Origin of the sequence: Elstera litoralis (assembly GCF_000963705.1) — a bacterium.
In the GTDB taxonomy this organism is placed as follows: Bacteria; Pseudomonadota; Alphaproteobacteria; order Elsterales; family Elsteraceae; genus Elstera; species Elstera litoralis.
Genome location: NZ_LAJY01000057.1, coordinates 1 through 18784, shown reverse-complemented (window position 1 = coordinate 18784; position 18784 = coordinate 1). Strand labels below are relative to the sequence as shown.

The 18784-nt window shown below is 63.2% G+C and carries 18 protein-coding genes and 2 pseudogenes; 8 read left to right on the top strand and 12 right to left on the bottom strand.

Annotation, left to right across the window (positions count from 1 at the left end; all coding sequences use genetic code 11):
• The 5 genes and pseudogenes from VZ95_RS03195 to VZ95_RS03185 form a co-directional block, all read right to left on the bottom strand.
• The coding region (locus tag VZ95_RS03195; RefSeq protein ID WP_045774595.1) for an AEC family transporter at nt 1-619 on the bottom strand (619 nt) is incomplete at its 3' end.
• Nucleotides 620-633: 14 nt separating this feature from the next.
• A complete protein-coding gene (locus tag VZ95_RS03190) occupies nt 634-1638 on the bottom strand; it encodes a glycerate kinase type-2 family protein (RefSeq protein WP_456297672.1) in 1005 nt (334 codons plus the stop codon).
• A 260-nt stretch (nt 1639-1898) separates the two neighbouring features.
• Nucleotides 1899-2075, bottom strand: coding sequence for a hypothetical protein (locus tag VZ95_RS24990; protein WP_198148057.1), 177 nt, complete (start codon nt 2073-2075; stop codon nt 1899-1901).
• A gap of 39 nt (nt 2076-2114) precedes the next feature.
• Nucleotides 2115-2228, bottom strand: a pseudogene (locus tag VZ95_RS29095) (hypothetical protein); the annotation flags it as partial.
• Between the two features lie 26 nt (nt 2229-2254).
• Nucleotides 2255-3595 (bottom strand): annotated as a pseudogene (locus VZ95_RS03185) (ATP-binding cassette domain-containing protein); the annotation flags it as partial.
• Nucleotides 3596-3686: 91 nt separating this feature from the next.
• Here VZ95_RS03185 and ccmA point away from each other — a divergent pair.
• The 6 genes from ccmA to VZ95_RS03155 all read left to right on the top strand — a co-directional run bounded on the left by ccmA (nt 3687) and on the right by VZ95_RS03155 (nt 12351).
• Nucleotides 3687-4331, top strand: coding sequence for a heme ABC exporter ATP-binding protein CcmA (ccmA, locus tag VZ95_RS03180; RefSeq protein ID WP_045774598.1), 645 nt, complete (start codon nt 3687-3689; stop codon nt 4329-4331).
• Nucleotides 4332-4446: 115 nt separating this feature from the next.
• A complete protein-coding gene (locus VZ95_RS03175; protein ID WP_045774593.1) occupies nt 4447-6579 on the top strand; it encodes a methyl-accepting chemotaxis protein in 2133 nt (710 codons plus the stop codon).
• A gap of 38 nt (nt 6580-6617) precedes the next feature.
• The gene (gene recN, locus VZ95_RS03170; protein ID WP_084627544.1) at nt 6618-9137 is read left to right on the top strand and encodes a DNA repair protein RecN; all 2520 of its coding nucleotides are present in this window, start codon (nt 6618-6620) and stop codon (nt 9135-9137) included.
• A gap of 206 nt (nt 9138-9343) precedes the next feature.
• Entirely contained in the window at nt 9344-11434 is a 2091-nt protein-coding gene (gene ligA, locus VZ95_RS03165) for an NAD-dependent DNA ligase LigA (RefSeq protein ID WP_045774592.1), read from the top strand.
• 34 nt (nt 11435-11468) lie between these two features.
• A complete protein-coding gene (locus VZ95_RS03160; RefSeq protein WP_045774591.1) occupies nt 11469-11810 on the top strand; it encodes a hypothetical protein in 342 nt (113 codons plus the stop codon).
• 64 nt (nt 11811-11874) lie between these two features.
• The gene (locus VZ95_RS03155; RefSeq protein ID WP_045774590.1) at nt 11875-12351 is read left to right on the top strand and encodes a DUF1003 domain-containing protein; all 477 of its coding nucleotides are present in this window, start codon (nt 11875-11877) and stop codon (nt 12349-12351) included.
• Here VZ95_RS03155 and VZ95_RS03150 read toward each other — a convergent pair.
• On the bottom strand, nt 12348-12854 hold the full coding sequence (locus VZ95_RS03150) for a TetR/AcrR family transcriptional regulator (RefSeq protein ID WP_045774589.1): 507 nt from the start codon (nt 12852-12854) through the stop codon (nt 12348-12350). The genes VZ95_RS03155 and VZ95_RS03150 overlap by 4 nt on opposite strands.
• Before the next feature lie 143 nt (nt 12855-12997).
• On the opposite strand from VZ95_RS03150, the gene VZ95_RS03145 reads away from it, so the two are divergent.
• Nucleotides 12998-13765, top strand: a complete 768-nt coding sequence (locus tag VZ95_RS03145; protein WP_045774588.1) for an SDR family NAD(P)-dependent oxidoreductase — start codon at nt 12998-13000, stop codon at nt 13763-13765.
• 22 nt (nt 13766-13787) lie between these two features.
• On the opposite strand, the gene VZ95_RS03140 is transcribed toward VZ95_RS03145, so the two are convergent.
• From VZ95_RS03140 to VZ95_RS03120, 5 genes are all read right to left on the bottom strand, one after another.
• Nucleotides 13788-14576 (bottom strand): SDR family NAD(P)-dependent oxidoreductase, encoded by a 789-nt coding sequence (locus VZ95_RS03140; protein ID WP_045774587.1) that lies wholly within the window; start codon nt 14574-14576, stop codon nt 13788-13790.
• The gene (locus VZ95_RS21490; RefSeq protein WP_052711436.1) at nt 14573-14977 is read right to left on the bottom strand and encodes a dihydroneopterin aldolase; all 405 of its coding nucleotides are present in this window, start codon (nt 14975-14977) and stop codon (nt 14573-14575) included. Before VZ95_RS21490 ends, VZ95_RS03140 begins: the two co-directional genes overlap by 4 nt.
• Nucleotides 14978-15008: 31 nt before the next feature.
• Nucleotides 15009-15695 (bottom strand): alpha/beta hydrolase, encoded by a 687-nt coding sequence (locus VZ95_RS03130; RefSeq protein WP_045774586.1) that lies wholly within the window; start codon nt 15693-15695, stop codon nt 15009-15011.
• Nucleotides 15696-15758: 63 nt separating this feature from the next.
• Nucleotides 15759-16292: a hypothetical protein gene (locus VZ95_RS03125; RefSeq protein WP_045774585.1), complete on the bottom strand. Its 534-nt coding sequence runs from the start codon at nt 16290-16292 to the stop codon at nt 15759-15761.
• Between the two features lie 52 nt (nt 16293-16344).
• Entirely contained in the window at nt 16345-16842 is a 498-nt protein-coding gene (locus tag VZ95_RS03120) for a hypothetical protein (RefSeq protein ID WP_045774584.1), read from the bottom strand.
• Between the two features lie 229 nt (nt 16843-17071).
• On the opposite strand from VZ95_RS03120, the gene VZ95_RS03115 reads away from it, so the two are divergent.
• Nucleotides 17072-18514, top strand: coding sequence for a catalase (locus tag VZ95_RS03115; protein WP_045774583.1), 1443 nt, complete (start codon nt 17072-17074; stop codon nt 18512-18514).
• A 43-nt stretch (nt 18515-18557) separates the two neighbouring features.
• Here the strand turns inward: VZ95_RS03115 and VZ95_RS24980 are convergent.
• Nucleotides 18558-18784 (bottom strand): hypothetical protein (locus VZ95_RS24980; protein WP_045774582.1); only part of this gene is annotated, 227 nt, incomplete at its 5' end.

The window sequence follows — 18784 nt, the reverse complement described above, 5'->3', positions numbered from 1 at the left end:
CGCACAGCAAGCCGATCGGCAAGGAGGCTTGCCCGAGGGCTTTCAAGGCGGGCTCCAGCCCCGGCGGCAACCCGAGGTGCGTAAGATTGAGGGCGATGCCGAGCCCGCTCGCCAGCAGCAGCGGATTCTTCGCCAATTGCAGCAGAATGCCGCGCAGATTGGGCCGCGCCGCGCCGTAGCGGGCGAACATCAGCACGCAGATGATATTCACCGTCGGCACGATGGCGGCGGCGGCAAGCGCGCCCAAGGCCAAACCTTCGGCCCCATACAGCGCGGCGGCGGCGGGCAGGCCGACGTAATTATTGAAGCGAATGCCGCCTTGAAAGACGGAGGTGAAGGCGGCATCGCCGAGCGGCATCCAGCGCCGCAGGGCAACCAGCAGCAGCGCAATCAGGAGGGTCGAGAGCACCAGCACCGCCATCAGCCGCCCAACGGGGGCGGTGCCCCAATTGGCGGTGGCGAGCGAATGGACGATGAGCGCGGGCAGCAGCAGATAATAGCCCAAGCGCTCGGTTTCCCGCCAAAATACCTCTGCCGTGAATACATGATCGCGCAGCAGTTTTCCCAGGCCGATCAGCAGCATCACTGGCACCAGCGCCAGCACAATCGCCCAGAACATTGCCGGGGCCTCCTTTATTCAATCAGCAGCGCGCGGAAATCATTCACATTGGTCCGCGTCGGCCCGGTTATCAGCAAATCGTCGAGGGTTTGGAAGAAGCTGTAGCTGTCGTTTCGCGCCAGGAAATCGGTCGCGCTCAGGCCTGCGGCAGCGGCGCGGGTGAGACTATCCGGGGTCACGAAAGCGCCTGCATTATCCTCGGTTCCGTCGATCCCATCGGTATCGGCGGCGAGACCATAGACGCCGGGCAACCCGTTTAAGGCTTGGGCGAGCCCGAGCGCAAATTCGGCATTGCGCCCGCCGCGTCCGCCCTTGGTACGCACGGTCACGGTGGTTTCGCCGCCGGAGAGGATCACACAGGGTCCCGCCAGAGGAACGCCCTGCAAGCGCGCTGCGCGGGCGATCCCGGCGTGAACCTTGGCGACCTCGCGCGCTTCGCCCTCAATGGAATCGCCCAAGACCAACACCGGATAACCCAAGCTTTTAGCGGTCTCGGCGGCGGCCATCAGGCTGCGGTGCGGGCTGGCGATGACGTGGACGCTGTTCTGCGCGAAGGCGGCACTGTCGGGGTTCGGCGTATCGGCGGCGGGGGAGGCGATCCAGGCGGCGAGCGCCGGGCCGGGGTCGATGCCATATTGCGCCAAAATCGCCTGGGCTTCGGCGCGGTTTGAGACATCGGGGATCGTTGGGCCGGAGGCGATGACGCCGGGATCATCGCCCGGCACGTCGGAAATAACGAGGCTCACCATCGGCGTGTTGGGTGCGGCGGCGGCGAGACGACCACCGAGAATACGCGAGACGTGCTTGCGCACCCGGTTCATCTGGGCGATGTCTGCGCCGGATTCGAGCAAAGCCCGGTAGAGCGCCTGCACCTCCGCCAAGCTCACGCCTTCCGGCGGCAGCGCCAGCAGCGCCGAGCCTCCCCCGGACACCAGCGCGATAATCAGATCGTCCGGTCCGGCGGTGGCGGCAAGGTCGAGCAACCGTTGCGCGGCAGCCTGCCCAGCGGCGTCGGGCACCGGGTGGGAGGCTTTCTAAGACTTCGATCTGTTGGGTGGGGGCGCCGTGGCCGTAGCGGGTGACGACGAGGCCCGATAGCGGCCCCGGCCACAGCGTTTCCAAAGCAGCGGCCATTTCGGCGGCGGCTTTCCCGGCCCCGACGAGAGGGTGCGGCCTTTCGGCGGTGGCGGCAGGTGGGCGGCTAAGGCTTGCGCCGGTTGCGCGGCGGCGACGGCGCTGTCGAACAAGGCCCGCAGCAAGGCGCGGGGGGGAAGGCGGCTCATGGCGTTTCCTCGGAATGGTCAATCAGGCCGTGGCCCTTGCGGATTTCGATCCGTCTTGAAAAACTGTCGGAAACGCTACGGCGGTGGGAAATCAGAAGCAAGGTTTGGCCGCGCCAAATTTTCCGCAAGCCCGCCGTTACCGCCTGTTCGGAGGGCTCGTCGAGCGAGTTCAAGGCTTCGTCGAGCAGCAGAATCGGCGCGTCGCTAAGGAGGGCACGGGCGAGGGCGAGGCGCTGGCCTTCGCCCTGGCTGAACGGCTCGCCGCGCGCGCCATCCGCGTTGCGAGCCCCTGGGGTGCGGCGGCGATGCGCCCGGCGAGCCCGCAGGCGATGAGCAGTTCTTCCCAGTGCGCTGCGCTCAGATCGCGCCCCAGGGCGATATTCTCGGCGACCGTGCCGGGAAAAAAGACGCCGTTGGAGCGGTGCAGCATGAACAGCCGCTTGCGGTCGGCCAGCGACAGCGTCTCCAGCGTGCGACCATCGAGCAAAATCCGGCCCTCGGTGGGGGTTTGCACGCCGAGCAGCAGCGCGAAGAGCGTCGATTTCCCCGAGCCGCTCTCGCCGAATAGCGCCACCTGCTCGCCCGCGCGGATCGTGAGGCTGACGTTGCGCATCAGCCATTTGCCCTCGGCATCTTGCAGGCCGAGGTTTTCCAGCGTCAGGGTTTCGAAGCTTTTCGGCGCGGGCGGGTGAGAATTGGCCGCAGGATCGTCGCCCAAGGTCAGCGACAGCCGCTCATAGGCATTGCGCCCGTCGATCAGCAGCGGCGCGGCCTCGCCGATCTTGGCAAGGCACGGAAAGACGAGGGCGGCGTAATAGAGAAAGATGAGCACGGTCGCCAGCGTCTTCGGCTCGCTATCGCTTTCCAGAAACAGCATGACGAGGCAGGCGGCGGAGGCGAGGGCGACGAAGAGATCAATGGCGGCGAAATAGAGCGTTTGCCGGTGCCAGAGCAGCAACCCACGCCGGTTCATCGCCCGTATCAGCGCCAGCGTGCGCCGAAAGAACCAACCGCGCGCGACGCCGAAGCGTAAATCGAGGCTGCGTTGCTGCAAGCCAGTGATCCAGGTCAGAAAATTCTCCTGGTTCTTCATCTGCGCCAGAAACGCCAGCTTGCGCCAGCGGGCATAGAGCGCGATCAGCGCCGAGAGCAGCAGGATTTCGACCAGCAGCACCAGCCCCAGGGGCGGATGCAGTAGCGTCAGCACGCCGACCATCAGCACCAGTTGCACGAGGGCCAGCGTCGCGCCGATCACCACGTCTTTGATGAGGCGCTGCACGGTTTCGACATCGCCGGTTGCGGCGGCCACCACGCGTCCGACGCCGAGATCGGCAATCTCCTGGGCCGGGCCGCGCAGCAGGTGGCGGGCAATGCGGGCGCGCAAACGCCGAATGAGCCGTTCCGATAACCGCGTGGAGGCATTCTCCTCGGTCACGCGCACGCCGAAGACGCTGAACTCCAGGGCGGCGATGAACAGCAGGAACAGCGCCAAGCTGCTCAAACTCGGCAATAGCGCGTGCGCTTGGATAATCCAGGCAGGAACCGGGTCGGGCGGCAGCAGCAGTTGCAACGGCAGCGGGCGCAGTACCACGAGCAGCGTTTGTCCGGCGGCGAGCAGCAGGCAGACGAAAAGCCGTCGCCGATACGCCCGGTCGGTCGTGAGTAAAAGCTGGTCGATGGCGGCGAGGCTCATGGCGGTTCCGGTCGGGTTTTTGGGCAGAAATCCTGAAAGACCCGCCTTTATGCGGTTGCCGGGCGCGCGGGAGCAAGCCACTCTGTCGGCCATGAACGCGCTTTCTCAGCCGCTTTGGTCCGAAAACCTCGCCTGCCGTCGCGGCGGTAGGAAAATTTTCGATGGGCTCGCCTTTCGGGTCGAGCCGGGGGAAGCCTTGATCGTTACCGGGCCGAACGGTGTCGGCAAATCCAGCTTACTCAGGCTTCTGGCGGGATTGGTCCGGCCTGCTGAAGGGGCGATCCACTGGGGCGAGGCCGATATCGCCGACGATCCCGTGGAGCACCGCAGCCGAACCGCCTATCTCGGCCATCTCGACGCCATCAAGCCGCGCGCGAGCGTGCAGGATCATCTGACCTTGGCGACAATTCTCGCCGGAACCGACGCGGCGAAAGTCCCGGAGATCGCCGCGCGGATCGGTCTCGGGCGGATGCTGGAACGGCCGGGGCGCTTGCTCTCCGCCGGGCAGCGCCGCCGTGTCGCCCTGGGCCGTTTGCTGCTGGCGGAGGCGCGCCTGTGGTTGCTCGACGAGCCGACGAACGCCCTGGATGCCGAGGGGCAGGCGTTGCTGATCGATCTGCTGAAGCAGCATTTGGCGGCGGGCGGGTTGATCGTCGCCTCAACCCATCAACCGCTGGCCTTGCCCGCGCGTCAGCTCGCGCTCGCTGGTGCCGTTTCGCCACATGCGGCGGAATAGTATCCGTCATAAAAACGACATATTGGCATTTTGGCGCGATTATCGGATAAGAAGCCTTCGCAAAATCCTTTCGGTTGTAAGGTTGCGGAGTTGTATCGATTAAGGGGTGGGTAGAATGGCTTTTTGGCGTCACGCGAGCTTGAAGGCGAAAATCATCTTCAGCACCGCCCTGATGGTGGCGGTTTCGGCGGGCGCCATTGCCGTCACTCTGATTATCTTGGCTCGCCCGGCGGCGGAGAAGCTTGCCATTCAGCGCGTCCAAGAAATTGCCCAAGGGCAGGAAAGCCGGATTCGGGAAGAGATCGGGGCCGCCCTGCGCGATGCCCAGGCGATTGCCCGCGCGGTCCAGACCGAAATTTCCTTCGCCGACCCCCGCCGCGCGCCGGTGAACCGCCAGTTGCAGCAGTTGATGCAGGCCAATCCCGACTATGCGGGGGTCTGGGTCGATATGGCCGATAATGGCTTCGAGGGGAAGGATTCCGCCTTTACCCAAAAGATCGAGGGCGAAACCCTCGGGCTGCCGAGCACGGGGCGCATGAGCCTTCTCTGGTTAACCGGGCCGAACGGTCAGCCGAAAGCCGATGAATCCGAAGGCCAGAGCTTTACTGAAGTCCAGGGCAAAGAATATTATCTGGCGGCGAGCAAGGCCAAGCGCCCTGCCGTCAGCGAACCCTATCTCGACGATTTCACCAAACAGTTGATGACCAGCGCTGTCGCCCCGATTCTGGTCGGCGCCGAGATGCGCGGCGTTGCGGGCGTCGATGTGTCGCTGGAGAATATCTCCAACTTCCTTAATGCCCAGCGCCCTTACGATAAGGGCTATGTGGCGCTGATGTCGGAAAAAGGCATCTATATAGCCCATCCCGATACGGCGCGCCGGTCGCAGCCCAGCGATGATCTTCCGGCGGCGGCGCGCGCCGCGATGGCAGGCGGCAAAGCTTTCGATGGCCGCGCCGAGCTTGTGGGCGACGATTATTATCTGCGGCTTCAGCCGGTGGGGTTCGGGTCGGCGGAAGGGGTGTGGACGCTGGCGGTAGCCGTGCCGATGGCGAGCATCATGGCCGACGCCAATGCGTTGACGCTTCTGTGCATTCTGGTTGGGGGGCTGTGCTCGATTGGCGGTGGCCTGATCGCCTGGCGCGTCGGCAAGGGTATCGCCCAGCCGGTCGTCGAAATGACGGACGCGATGGCGAAGCTCGCGGCGGGCAATCTCGATCTCACCATTCCGGCGAAAGGCCAGACGGACGAGTTGGGCGCGATGGCGCGGGCGGTGGAAGTCTTCCGCCAGTCGATGATTGCGGCGCGCGACCTCACCGAAGCGCAGCAGCGCGACTGGGCGGCGAAAGAAGCCCGCACTGCGAAACTCGACGCGCTTCAGGCCGGGTTTCAGCGCAAAGCGGGCGATCTTGTGACGATTCTCACCGATTCGTCGGGCCAGTTGAAGGCCACCGCGCACGAGTTGACCACCATCGCCGAACTCACCAACCGTCAGGCTGTGGTGGTTTCCGCCAATGCCGAACAATCGACCGGCAATGTGCAAATGGTGGCGGTGGCGACCGAACAATTGTCGGCCTCGGTCAATGAAATCCGCCGCCAGGTGGAGCATTCTGCCGACATTGCCGCGAAAGCCGTGGGCGATACCAAGCAGACCGATACGCGCGTGGAAGCCCTTTCCCAAAGCGCGGGCCGCATCGGCGAGGTTATCAATCTCATTTCCGAAATCGCCTCGCAAACGAACCTTTTGGCGCTGAACGCCACCATCGAAGCGGCGCGGGCCGGGGAAGCGGGCAAGGGTTTCGCCGTCGTCGCGTCGGAGGTGAAGAATCTGGCCGGGCAAACCACGCGCGCATCGGAAGAAATCGTGGCGCAGATCGGCAGCATTCAAGCGGCTACCGGCGATGTGGTGCAGTCGATCCGCTCGATTGGGGAGACGATTTCCGAGTTGCACACGATTGCGCGCGATATCGCGATTGCGGTCGAAGGCCAGGAAGCGGCGACGCGCGAAATTGCCGGAAACGTGCAGCAGGCCGCCGCTGGCACGCGCGACGTTGCCACCAGCACGGGCCGCATCCGCGAAGCCTCCGGCGAAACCGGGGCGGCGGCAGAACAGGTGCTGAGCACGGCGGGGGCGGTCGCGACGCAATCGGGCGAGCTTGCCTCGGAAATTCGCGGCTTTATTGCAGCTGTGCAGAGGCTTAACAGGCGCGCGCACGGATACCCCTTGGCCTTCCCCGCGCGCTCGGTGTAGGGTCAGGCCCGATTGACGTTATTCGGACGATAGCCTCCATGCGCCGCCTGTTTCTGCCTGTTCTGCTGGTTCTGCCGCTGGCGATTGCCGGTTGCTCGTCGTTGGGATCGAAGGATGAAGATCCCAACATCTATGTCGAAGCGCCGGTAGAAAAACTCTATAACGACGCGATGGACGCGATGCTGGCGGAGCGCTACGAAGCCGCCGGCCGCCAGTTCGATGAAGTCGAGCGCCAGCATCCCTATTCGGTCTGGGCGACCAAAGCGCAGTTGATGTCCGGTTATACGATGTATCTGCGCGATCGGTTCGACGATGCGATTATTGCGATGGAGCGGTATATTCAGCTCCATCCCAGCAGCCGCGATACGCCCTACGCCTATTACATCAAGGCCATCAGCTATTACGCGCAGATTGCCGATGTGACGCGCGACCAAAGCCTGACAGAAAAGGCAATGGACGCGCTGAACGAGGTGGTGCGCCGCTATCCCGATACGTCCTACGCCCGCGACGCCCGCGTGAAGATTGATCTGACGCGCGACCATATGGCGGGCAAGGAAATGGAAGTTGGCCGTTTCTACCTGCGCACCGAACAATATACGGCGGCGATCAACCGCTTCCGCCGCGTTGTCGATCAATATCAGACGACAACCCATGTGCCGGAAGCCCTGCTGCGCCTCACCGAAATCTATCTGGCCCTCGGCCTGAAAGAGGAAGCCCAGGCGGCAGCGGCGGTGTTGGGGCATAATTACCCCGGCTCGGAGTGGTACGCCGAATCCTACGGGTTGATAACCGGCGGCAAGCGCCCGCTATCGAACACGGGCGGGCGCGGTTGGTTCGGGCGGCAGCTCGATACTGTCACCAATTCCGTCACCAACGTTTTTTTAACGCCGCCGATGCTCACCCGCCTCGGCATCCGCGACGTGGTGCTGATCGACCGGCTCGATCTGGAGGTCGCGTCGGGCCTATCGGTGCTGACCGGGGAGACCGGCGCGGGCAAATCGATCCTGCTCGATGCCCTCGGTCTTGCCCTGGGGGCGCGCGCCGATAGCAGCCTGATCCGCCACGGGGCCGGCCCCGCCATCGTCACGGCGGAATTCGAGCTTCCCGATGGCCACCCGGCCTGGGCGCTCTTACGCGAACAGGGGATTGATGCCGAAGACGGGCAGATTCTCCTTCGGCGGACGCTGGGGATGGATGGGCGCGGGCGCGCCAGCGTCAACGATCAATCGGTTAGCGTCGGCTTCCTGCGCAATCTCGGCGCGGCCTTGGTCGAAATCCAGGGCCAGTTCGACCAGCACGCGTTGATGGATCCGGGCAATCATCGCGCCATTCTCGACCAGTTCGGCGGGTTGCTCGATAGCGTCGGCGGCGTGCGCGCCGCCTATCGCCTGTGGCAAGCGGCGCGGGATTCGCGCCAATCGGCGGAAGCGGCACTGGAGCGGGCACGGACCCAGGAAGAATATCTGCGCCACGTCGTTGCCGAACTGCAAAAACTGGCCCCCGAACCGGGGGAGGAAAGCGAGCTGGCCGATCGCCGCGCGCGGCTGCAAAACCGGGCGAAACTGCTGTCCACGCTGCAATCGGCGCTGAATGATCTCGCGGGGGAAAATGGCGCGGAAATGCGCCTGCTCGCGGCCTCGCGCACCCTATCGCGCGCCCCTGGGCAGGATCCGGCCATCGATGCGATCATCACGGCACTGGAGCGCGCCAGCAATGAGCTTGCTGAAGCTACCGACGGGCTTGAATCCCTCATGCGCGCCGACGGTTGGTCCGAAGGCGAGTTGGAGCGCATCGAAGACCGGCTGTTTTCCCTGCGGGCGGCGGCGCGCAAGCATCAAGTGACGGCGGAAGCCCTTCCCGGCCTCGCGGAAAAGCTCAGCGCCGATCTCGCCGCGCTCGATGCGGGCGAGGGTCGCTTGAAAGCGCTTCAGGAAGAGGAACGCCTGACCCGCGCCGCCTATCTGGAAGCCGCAACCGCGCTCACATCCTACCGGCAGGAAGCGGCGGGGCGGCTGGCGGCAGCGGTGACGGCGGAACTGGTGCCCCTGAAGCTCGACAAAGCCCGCATCACCGTCGAGGTCGCGCCGCAGCCGGAAGGGGCCTGGGGGCCGGAGGGGCGCGATAAGGTCGGCTTCCTCATCGCCACCAACCCCGGTGCCACTCCCGGCCCGCTGGCGAAAGTGGCCTCGGGCGGCGAACTCTCGCGCTTTCTGCTTGCCCTGAAAGTCGTGCTCGCCGGAACCTCCCCCGTGCCAACCCTAGTGTTCGACGAGGTCGATAGCGGCATCGGTGGCGCGGTTGCGGCAGCGGTGGGCGAACGCCTGAAGCGCCTCGGCGACCATCTGCAAGTGCTGGTCATCACCCATAGTCCGCAGGTGGCCGCCCTCGGTGCGCACCATTGGCGCGTGCAAAAGCGCCAAGCCAGCCCCGACGCGCGCGTGACGACGAGTATCGACCTGCTGCCGCTCGACGCCCGCCGCGAGGAAATCGCCCGGATGCTCTCCGGCGCCGATATCACCAACGAAGCCCGCGCGGCGGCGGATCGGTTGTTGGGGTGAGAGGATGGCAGAGGCGCTGCCTCTGCACTCCGGTTAAGGGGCGACTGCCCCTTAACAATCCTGATTTCTTAATATAAATCAGATGATTAGTGTTGCTCTTCGGAAACAGAAATGGGATTCCCAAGGGGCCAGCCCCTTGGGCCGGGGTTTGGGGGCAGCGCCCCCAATCAGCGCGCCAGCGCTTCCATCGCAGTATGAGGACGAATATGACCACCCAGATCGCCATCGACGCGCTGACCGAAACCGAGGCGAGGGCGGAACTGGCGCGGCTGGCGTCGGAGGTTGCCCGGCATGATCGGCTGTACCACGGCCAGGATGCGCCGGAGGTGGATGATGCGACCTATGACGGCTTGCGCCAGCGCAATCAGGCGATTGAGGCGCGGTTCCCGGCCCTAAAGCGCCCAGACTCGCCCAGTCTGAAGGTGGGGGCTTCGGCAAGTTCGGGCTTTGCCAAAGTGCGGCATGCGCGCCCGATGCTGTCGCTGGATAATGCCTTTGCCGATAGCGACGTGGCGGATTTCTTCGACAGTATCCGCCGCTTTTTGGAGCGGGATTTCGCCGCCGATCCGGCGTTGACCTTGGCGGTGGTGGCCGAGCCGAAGATCGATGGGCTGTCACTCTCCCTCCGGTATGAAAACCGCGTGCTGGTGCAGGCCGCGACGCGCGGCGACGGCAGCGAGGGCGAGGATGTGACCGCCAACGTGCGCACGATTGCCGAAATTCCGGCCAAATTGCCCGAGGCGGCTCCGGCGGGCACCCTCGAAATTCGTGGCGAAGTCTACATGCGCCGGGCGGATTTTCAGCGGCTGAACGAAACCCAGGCGGCTGCCGGGGAAAAGATTTTCGCCAATCCGCGCAATGCGGCGGCGGGGGGCTTGCGGCAGTTGGACCCACGCATTACCGCCACCCGCCCGCTGGCGTTTTTCGCTTATGCCTCGGGCGACAGTGATGCCCCCTTGGCCGAAAGCCATTGGCAGTTTCTGCAAAACCTCAAAGCCTGGGGGTTTCCGGTGAATGACCGGTCCCGCCGCTGCGAGGGGGTGGAAGCCGTGCTCGACTTCTACCGCGAGATCGGCAACCACCGCGCCGACCTGCCCTATGACATCGACGGCGTGGTTTACAAGGTCGATCGCTACGATTGGCAGGCGCGCTTAGGCTTCGTCTCGCGCGCACCGCGCTGGGCCATCGCCCATAAATTCCCCGCCGAACAGGCGCGCACGCGGCTAAAAGCCATCTCCATCCAGGTTGGGCGAACGGGGGTGCTGACGCCGGTCGCCGAACTGGAGCCGATCACGGTCGGCGGCGTCGTGGTCGCACGGGCGACGCTGCATAATGAAGATGAGGTTGCCCGCAAAGACGTGCGCGTCGGCGATCTCGTGCTGGTCCAACGCGCGGGGGACGTGATTCCGCAGGTGCTGGGGCCGGTGCTCAGCGAGCGCCCTGAGGGGACCGAGCCCTACACGCTGCCCCATATCTGCCCCGTCTGCGGCTCGGTCGCCCTGCGGCGGGAAGGGGAAGTAGCGCGGCGCTGCACGGGCGGGCTGGTCTGCTCGGCGCAAGCGGTCGAGCGGCTTCGGCATTTTGTCTCCCGCGACGGGTTCGATATCGAAGGATTGGGCGAAAAGCATATCCAGGCGTTTTTTCGACGATGCTTGGTGCGCACCCCCGCCGACCTGTTCCGTCTGGAAGAAAAACATACCGACCTGCGCGATAGGGAAGGTTGGGGCGCGCAATCCTTGCGTAACCTCTATACGGCGATTACGACGCGGCGGCAGATCGCCTTCGAGCGCTTTCTGTTTGCCCTCGGTATTCCGCAAATCGGCCAGGCAACGGCAAAGCTGCTCGCCCATCATTACGGAAGTTTTGACGCCTTGCGCGCGGCGATGCAGGCGGCGCGGGAGCCCGAGGCGAGCGCGCTTCAGGAACTCCTGGCCATCAATGGCATCGGCGCCAGCATGGCCACCGATCTGGTAGCCTTCTTCGCCGAAGCGCATAACGAAGCGGTGTTGGACGATCTGTTGAGTTTCATCACCATCGCCCCCGCCGAAAGGCCCGCTGTGAGCGCCGGAAGCCCGGTTGCGGGTAAGACGGTCGTTTTCACCGGCGAGCTGACCCGCATAACTCGGCGCGAGGCAAAAGCCCAGGCCGAACGGTTGGGCGCAAAGGTGGCGGGTTCGGTTTCTGCGAAAACCGACTATGTCATCGTCGGCGCGGACGCGGGCTCCAAGGCCAAAAAAGCCGCCGAACTCAACATCCCGATGTTGACGGAAGACGAATGGTTAACGCTTATTGGATAGGGTAACAGACTAAGCCCCTGGATGGAGAAACCGAATGGCGCTGCAAGGCGGGCAAGTGATCCTGACCGATCTCGATCCAGGGATCTATCTTGTGACCCCGGAGGGCGCTTTCGAGTTGATCCACGCTTACGACGAGGGCGACTACCATCTCGCCGATATTTTCGACTATTTCGAACTCGGCGAAGTGTTGGAAGAAGATGGCGCGCCGGGCATCGAGCTGGACGCGCGCGAAATCAAACAATTGGGCCGAATGGCCAAGCAATATGCCGCCGATCACCCGCCGGAGTTTATCGCCATGTGCCGGGACATGGTGAAAGCCGCCGTCGATTTCGCCTCAGAGGAGGAGGTTGTGTGTTTTTACGAGAATTTCACCTGAGATAGCAGGCTCGCTTTCGCCAATTTTGGGATAGCGTGAGCCCGAGTTTGCCACGGGAGCCAGCATGTCCGATCAATTCACCGACGACGATCAGCGCCGCTTAGCGGAACTGCGGCGCAAGCGCCCTTCGGCTGAAACCAAGCCCCCGCCGCAGACGCTGGGGGACCGTATCTCGGACCATGTGGCGGCGACGGTTGGTTCCTGGCGGTTCATCATTATTCAGTCGGTGATTCTCAGCATCTGGATTGCGCTGAACGCCACCGCGTTTATTTTTCACTGGGACCCGTACCCGTTCATTCTGCTGAACCTCATCCTCTCGTTCCAAGCGGCCTATACCGCGCCGATCATCATGATGAGCCAGAACCGGCAGGCGGAAGTGGACCGCCGGAATGCCGCCTATGATTACGCCGTGAATGTGAAGGCCGAACTGGAAATCGAGCTGCTCCATGCCAAGATTGACGCCTTGCGCGAGCAGGAGATTCAGCGCTTAACGCAGATTATCGAAAAACTGTCGGAGCAGTTGGCGGAGAAGAAAGCCTAGGCCGTTGGAAGTTTGATTCCGCACGCCTGATCGAAAAGGGCCGGGTCGCGCAGCGTTCGCGCCAGAATAAGCCCGCCTTCCAACTGGGCCAAAAGCTGCGCCGCCGGGATGCCTTCCCCCACTGACGTGCCGAGAAACGCCAGTAGCATTTGAAAAAAGCCCGCGACCGCCGCTTCGACGGCAGGGGGAAGCGCATCGCGTTCCGCGCCGAACAGACCGCAGAGACACATCCGGTCTTCGACCAGCAACGCATCCCGAAACAGCAGGGTGACGCGCGCGGTAGCCCCCTCCGGCGATAAGCCCACGGGTTCGCCTAAGCGCGCTTTTGCATGCTCTGTGTAGCGGTGTGCGAGGGCAGCCCCCAAATCGGCTTTGGTTGGGAAGTGATAATGGACGCTGGAGCTTTTTACGCCCACGTCCTCCGCCAAATCGCGAAAACTGAAGCCATTGTAGCCGCCGACGCGCGCGCGCTTTTCGGCGGCCGCCAGAATCTGTTCGCGCATCGCGCTCCCCTAAAACCACCCTCTATCACCTGATAGATAGAGCTTGACGGGGCGCTTCGCAACGGTCATATGAAGCTATCTATCAGTAGATAGATAATTGCTTCAAAGCAGGGCGAAAGCCCCTCAACAAAGGATTATCGATTATGGCTGAAACGCTGAGCGTCATCGTCGGCGGCTCGACCGGCATGGGCCGCGCCACCGCCGCGCTTTTGGTGCAGGAGGGGCGAACGGTTTTGCTGATCGGGCGCGATGCGGCAAAGCTCGAAACCGCGCAGCGCACGCTGATGGCCGAAGGCCCCGGCCGCGTGGAAACGCGGGTTGCCGATCTAACCGATCCTGCCAGCACCGAGGCGCTGATCGCCGCGCTCGCCGCAGAACCGCGCCCGATTATCCATCTGGTGAATGCCGCAGGCACTTTCTATCCGAAGAGCTTTTTGGATCATGAACCGGCGGATTATGATGCTTACGCCGCGTTGAACCGCGCGACCTTCTTTGTAACGCAAACGGTGGCGCGGAATATGGCGCGCTCCGGCGGCGGGGCGATTGTGATGATCGGCTCGATGTGGGCGAAGCAGGCGATCAAAGCCACCCCCTCGTCCGCCTATTCGATGGCAAAAGCGGGGCTGCACGCGCTCACACAGCATCTGGCGATGGAATTGGCGGGGCAGAACATCCGCGTCAATGCCGTCTCCCCCGCCGTCGTCGTCACACCGATTTATGGGGCGTTCATCGCGCCTGAGCAGATCGAAGCGACGCTGACCCGCGGTTTCGATGGCTTCCATCCGATCGGGCGGGTGGGGCGCGTTGAAGATGTAGCCGCGCACATCGCGTTTCTGCTGTCGGATAAAGCCGGGTGGACGACCGGCGCGGTTCACGATGTCGACGGCGGCGTGATGGCGGGGCGGAATTAATACGCTTAGCGGAGGAGTGGCTTTACCGCCGCTCCTCCGGCAAATCCTCCAGCCGTCCGCCGAGGTCGAAAAACACATCGCGCGCCCGGCCCATCAGGCTTTCGCCGCCGTCCACGGTGATGGTTTGGCCGGTGAAGCTGGGGGTATCGAGAATAAAGCGGCAGGCGCGGGCCAGGTCGGCCACGCTGCTGCCGCAGCCGAGCGGCGTCGCCTTATGGGCATGGGCGAAGCTGGTTTCGGTCTGGCGACCCGAGATCAGGGTGAGGCCGGGCGCGACCGCGCCGACGCGGATACGCGGGGCAAGCTGCATCGCCAGCATCCGCATCAGCCCCTTCAGGCCGACTTTGCCTAAGGTATAGCTGAGGAAATCCGGGTTCAGATTATCGACCTTCTGATCGAGAATCCCAATAATCACGCCGCTCTCAATATCGCGCTGCCGGGCGAAATCGCGCGACAGAAAGGCGGGCGCGGCGAGGTTCACCCGCTGATGGGCTTCGAACAAATCCCAGTCGAGCGAGTTCAGATGGTCGAATTCGAACAGCGAGGCATTGTGGATCAGCCCATCCACCGGCCCCGCCAGCGCGCGGGCACGGGGGAGGAGGGCTTCGATGCCGTCGCGCGTTGCAAGATCGGCCTGAACGGCCCAGGCGGTGCCGCCTCCGGCTTCGATCTGGCGGACAACCTCTGCCGCTTCGGCTTCGGACTGATTGTAATGAACGATAATCCGGTGCCCGGCGGCGGCCAAATCCAGCGCGAGGCCCGCCCCGACGCGCTTGGCCGCGCCGGTAATCAGAATCGTCCGCGCGCTCATCGCGCCACCGGCCTGCGGCGGTAGAGTTCGATGCCGACCGCGTTGATCTCGTTGAAAATTCCCGTTTTCAGCACCGAAACCCGGCAGGCTTCGACGCGCGGCAGGGCGAAACAATGCCCGACCAGCTCTTCGGCGAGGGTTTCCAGTAACTCCGTATGGGGGCGGTTGGGCCAGTCTTTCACCGCCGCGCGCAAGGGATCGTAATCCATGAACTCCGCTTGCGTTTCCGGGCGCGGTGCGTGGGCGAAAAGCTCGATTGTCACCAGCAGCGGGTTCGGCTTATCGCCGAAACGCTCCCACGGGTGCAGCCCCACGCGGGCTTCGGTGCGAATCCCATCAAGCAGGATGCGCACATAATCATGCTCGGCGTCCCAGAGGCCGGAGGAAGAGGTTCGGGTCATGGCAAGAGCCTAAGCCGGGGGCCGCAGAAGTCTAGCCCGCGCTCGACAGGCAGTGCTGAAGAAAGCGCGTTCCCGCCTCCAGCCCGGTATCGTCGATGGAATGGCCCAGGCGCGGGCAGGTGAGGGTATCCACCGCAACGCCCACGTCGCGCAGCGCGCTTTCGGCGCGGGTGAGGCTGGCATAGGGCACCACCGGGTCGGCATCGCCATGCACGAGCAGAACGGGGGGCTTTGCTGTCATTTCTGCCGCAAGACTCGGTGGGTCGATCAGCATGCCGGAAAAGCCGAGCACGCCCGCGAGCGGCTCCAGGCGGCGCAGGGCAACGTGCAGCGCCATCATCGTGCCTTGCGAAAAGCCGACCAGCGCCAGCTTGGTCGCGGGCAGGTTGAAGCGTTCCAAAATATCATCGATCAAAGCGTTCAGCACCGGCGCAACCTCATCGGCCCCGGCGCGGCGCAAGCCATCGGCCAGGGGAGCGCCCGCCATAATTTCCCGCAAGGAGAACCATTGATAGCCCATCGCCGACATTTCGCAGACGAAAGGGGCATCCGGCCCGATGAAAGCCGCATTCGGCAGCGCATCGGCCCAATAGGGCGCGAGCCCCAGAAGATCGGCCCCGTTCGAGCCATAGCCGTGCAGCAGTAGAATCACCTGCTGGGGGGCGCCGCCCGCCTTCGGGCCGATCATTTGAATGTTGGTAAACTGCCCATCGGTCATCGTCGCTGCCCTTTCATCGCTCCGGCTGGCGACGATAGCGAGGCCGGGCCGCGCAGCCAAGGGTTAAGAGGCGGAGGCGCGCAAGGGCTTCAGCCCGTCGAGAATACCGCCGCCAAGCCGCTCCATGGAATTGCGCAGGGCGATTTTCGAATCGAGGCCGTTCCCAAGCAGATGCAACCCTTCGCCAGCTTGGGTCGAGAAAAGCTCTTTTCCGGCGGCATTGGCGACAATGGCCTTCACGAAGGTGCCGCCGCCGGTAAGCGGTTCCCACCGCCGGATTTGAAGCTCCAGCCGCATCTTCAGGGGGGCCTCGGCATTCGCCGCGACGATTTCCAGTTTCTCGGCCGCGAGTTTGCCAGTCAGCGCCGTTATAGCGATTGCCTTATAGTTTTCGATTTCAGCCGGATCGGCCTTATCGGTGGCATCGCTGAAGGTTTCGATGATCTCGATTTTGGTTTCCGTCGCAAATCGGCTGGCACCGGGCGGAACATCGGCCGCGGTTACGCCCTCGGGACGCGACACGGGAGCGCAAGCGGCCATAGCGAGAAGGGCAGCCCCCAAAATGGAAATCTTGGCGAAGGAGGTGACGGCGGTCATGGAAAATCCTCAGAAGGGGAGAACTCAACAGGGGATGATTTTAGGTGTTACCTCAGGTTGCCTTGCGACCCTTCACCTGCGCGACGATGGCATCGCCAACCTGCTCGCTGCTTTTGCGCAAGGCGGTCGTGGTATTGCGGATGGTCTTCATCATGTAGTGCCCGTCCGAACCGGTAGCGGTTAGGAGTTCTCGTCCGGCGTCATCGGTGAGAGTTGCTTGCGCCGAGGCGCTGAGCCCCCCGATGATGGGATCATTCCGCCGCACTTTGAGGGCCAAGCGCATCTGCACAGGCGCGGCGGCGGGCGCTTGCACCAACTCCAGCTTTTCGGCGGCAAGTTTTTGCACTAGGGCCATCATGGCGGCGTTGACATAATCGTCGAGTTCCTGCCGGTCGGTCCGCTGGGTCACGTCCCGGAGCGTGTCGATGATTTCGATGGAAATTTCGACGGCGATCCGGGACGCCCCAGGGGGTAAAACCGCTGGCGAGGCAACCGGGCGGGCCGATGGCGTGGTCGTGCATCCCGCGAGCGCTAGGCATCCGAGCGCCATGAGCCCACGTCGCGTGCATCGGATTGAATACAATTGCATGGGCAAGGATTCCAGCATCTAAAAGCTGTGGTATGCTTACCGAAAGGTTAATGGGCGCTCAAGCATTTTAATAAGATTTTAGGAAGAATTTTTTCTAAACAATAATTAGAATAATTCTAATTGACGCTCTGAAGAACTTCCGGCAGGCTAGCCGCTAAGACAAACCCACCTAACGAGGAAGGCCCCCACCATGTCCGATAAGCCCGTGATGACCACCAGCGCCGGCGCGCCAATTTCCGATAATCAGAACAGCCTGACGGCGGGCGCGCGCGGCCCCGTGCTGATGCAGGATTATCAGCTCATCGAAAAGCTGGCCCACCAGAACCGCGAACGCATTCCCGAACGCGTGGTCCACGCCAAAGGCTGGGGCGCGTTCGGCACGCTGACGGTAACGCACGATATCAGCCGCTACACCCGCGCCAAGCTTTTCGGCGAAATTGGTAAGCAAACGCCGCTGCTGGCGCGGTTTTCCACCGTGGCGGGGGAGCAGGGCGCGGCGGATGCGGAACGCGACGTGCGCGGCTTTTCGCTGAAGTTCTACACCGAAGAGGGCAATTGGGATTTGGTCGGCAATAATACGCCGGTCTTCTTCGTCCGCGACCCGCTGAAATTCCCGGATTTCATCCACACGCAAAAGCGCCACCCGCGCACCAATCTGCGCTCGCCCACCGCCGCCTGGGATTTCTGGTCGTTAAGCCCCGAAAGCCTGCATCAGGTGACGATCCTGATGTCGGACCGCGGTATTCCCGTCAGCCCACGCTTTATGGACGGCTTCGGCAGCCACACGTTTAGCTTCTGGAATAACGACGGCGAGCGCTTCTGGGTGAAGTTCCACTTCAAGACCCAGCAGGGCCATAAAACCCTGACGAATGCCGAAGCCGACGCCGCCATCGGCAAGAGCCGGGAAACCTATCAGGAAGATCTTTTCGGCGCGATTGAGCGGCAAGAATTCCCGCGTTGGCGGATGTGCGTGCAGATCATGCCGGAGTTGGACGCGGACAAGACTGCCTATAACCCCTTCGATCTCACCAAAGTCTGGCCGCACGGCGAGTATCCGTTGATCGACGTGGGTGTGCTCGAACTCAACCGCAATGCCGATAATTACTTCGCCGAAATCGAACAGGCGGCCTTCTCGCCGTCGAACATCGTCCCCGGAATCGGCTTCTCGCCCGATAAAATGCTGCAAGCGCGCATCTTCGCCTATGCCGACGCCCACCGCTACCGCCTCGGCACCCATTACGAGGCACTGCCGGTGAATGCGCCGAAATGCCCTGTCCATCACTATCATAAGGACGGTGCAATGCGGTTCTTCCGCAACGATACCGGCAACCCGGACGCCTATTACGAACCCAATTCCTTCGGCGGCCCCACCCAAGACCCGAGCGTCGCCGAGCCGCCCTTGCGCCTGTCCGGCGACGCCGCCCGCTACAACCACCGCGACGGCAACGACGATTACACCCAGGCCGGAAACCTCTTCCGCCTGCTACCCGACGATCAAAAACAGCGCCTGTTCCAAAATATCGCCGCTTCCATCGGCGGCGTGCCTCAGGCGATCATCGATCGGCAGTTAGCGCATTTCGACAAGGCCGACCCGGCCTATGGGGCGGGCGTGCGCAAGGCGTTGGGGCTGTAGAGACCGGAGAGAAAAGGGGGGGGCGATGCGCTCCCCTTTATCTTTAAGCATCGCCCTCATCAGGTTCGTTACCGACACCAGCCCGCGCGAGAATTTCAAGCGCTTTCACTGGATCGGCCCGTTGTGCTCTCGCATTGAAATAATTTTCCATGCGGAAGGCTTCTGCAAGGGTATCGGTGATGATCTTACTGACCGTGACGCCCTTCAGCTTTGCCATAGCTTCAGCTTGCTCTATCAAAGCGGCATCAGTAATCTGAACTGCGTTCATCG

What these genes read in the sequence shown, in the direction of transcription:
- VZ95_RS03155 (WP_045774590.1), top strand. Translation starts at nt 11,875, where the DNA reads ATGTCCGATCAATTCACCGACGACGATCAGCGCCGCTTAGCGGAACTG.
- VZ95_RS03125 (WP_045774585.1), bottom strand. Translation starts at nt 16,292, where the DNA reads ATGACCGCCGTCACCTCCTTCGCCAAGATTTCCATTTTGGGGGCTGCC.
- VZ95_RS03145 (WP_045774588.1), top strand. Translation starts at nt 12,998, where the DNA reads ATGGCTGAAACGCTGAGCGTCATCGTCGGCGGCTCGACCGGCATGGGC.
- VZ95_RS03140 (WP_045774587.1), bottom strand. Translation starts at nt 14,576, where the DNA reads ATGAGCGCGCGGACGATTCTGATTACCGGCGCGGCCAAGCGCGTCGGG.
- VZ95_RS03120 (WP_045774584.1), bottom strand. Translation starts at nt 16,842, where the DNA reads ATGGCGCTCGGATGCCTAGCGCTCGCGGGATGCACGACCACGCCATCG.
- VZ95_RS03130 (WP_045774586.1), bottom strand. Translation starts at nt 15,695, where the DNA reads ATGACCGATGGGCAGTTTACCAACATTCAAATGATCGGCCCGAAGGCG.
- VZ95_RS03175 (WP_045774593.1), top strand. Translation starts at nt 4,447, where the DNA reads ATGGCTTTTTGGCGTCACGCGAGCTTGAAGGCGAAAATCATCTTCAGC.
- ccmA (WP_045774598.1), top strand. Translation starts at nt 3,687, where the DNA reads ATGAACGCGCTTTCTCAGCCGCTTTGGTCCGAAAACCTCGCCTGCCGT.
- ligA (WP_045774592.1), top strand. Translation starts at nt 9,344, where the DNA reads ATGACCACCCAGATCGCCATCGACGCGCTGACCGAAACCGAGGCGAGG.
- VZ95_RS03150 (WP_045774589.1), bottom strand. Translation starts at nt 12,854, where the DNA reads ATGCGCGAACAGATTCTGGCGGCCGCCGAAAAGCGCGCGCGCGTCGGC.
- VZ95_RS03115 (WP_045774583.1), top strand. Translation starts at nt 17,072, where the DNA reads ATGTCCGATAAGCCCGTGATGACCACCAGCGCCGGCGCGCCAATTTCC.
- VZ95_RS03160 (WP_045774591.1), top strand. Translation starts at nt 11,469, where the DNA reads ATGGCGCTGCAAGGCGGGCAAGTGATCCTGACCGATCTCGATCCAGGG.
- recN (WP_084627544.1), top strand. Translation starts at nt 6,618, where the DNA reads ATGCGCCGCCTGTTTCTGCCTGTTCTGCTGGTTCTGCCGCTGGCGATT.
- VZ95_RS21490 (WP_052711436.1), bottom strand. Translation starts at nt 14,977, where the DNA reads ATGACCCGAACCTCTTCCTCCGGCCTCTGGGACGCCGAGCATGATTAT.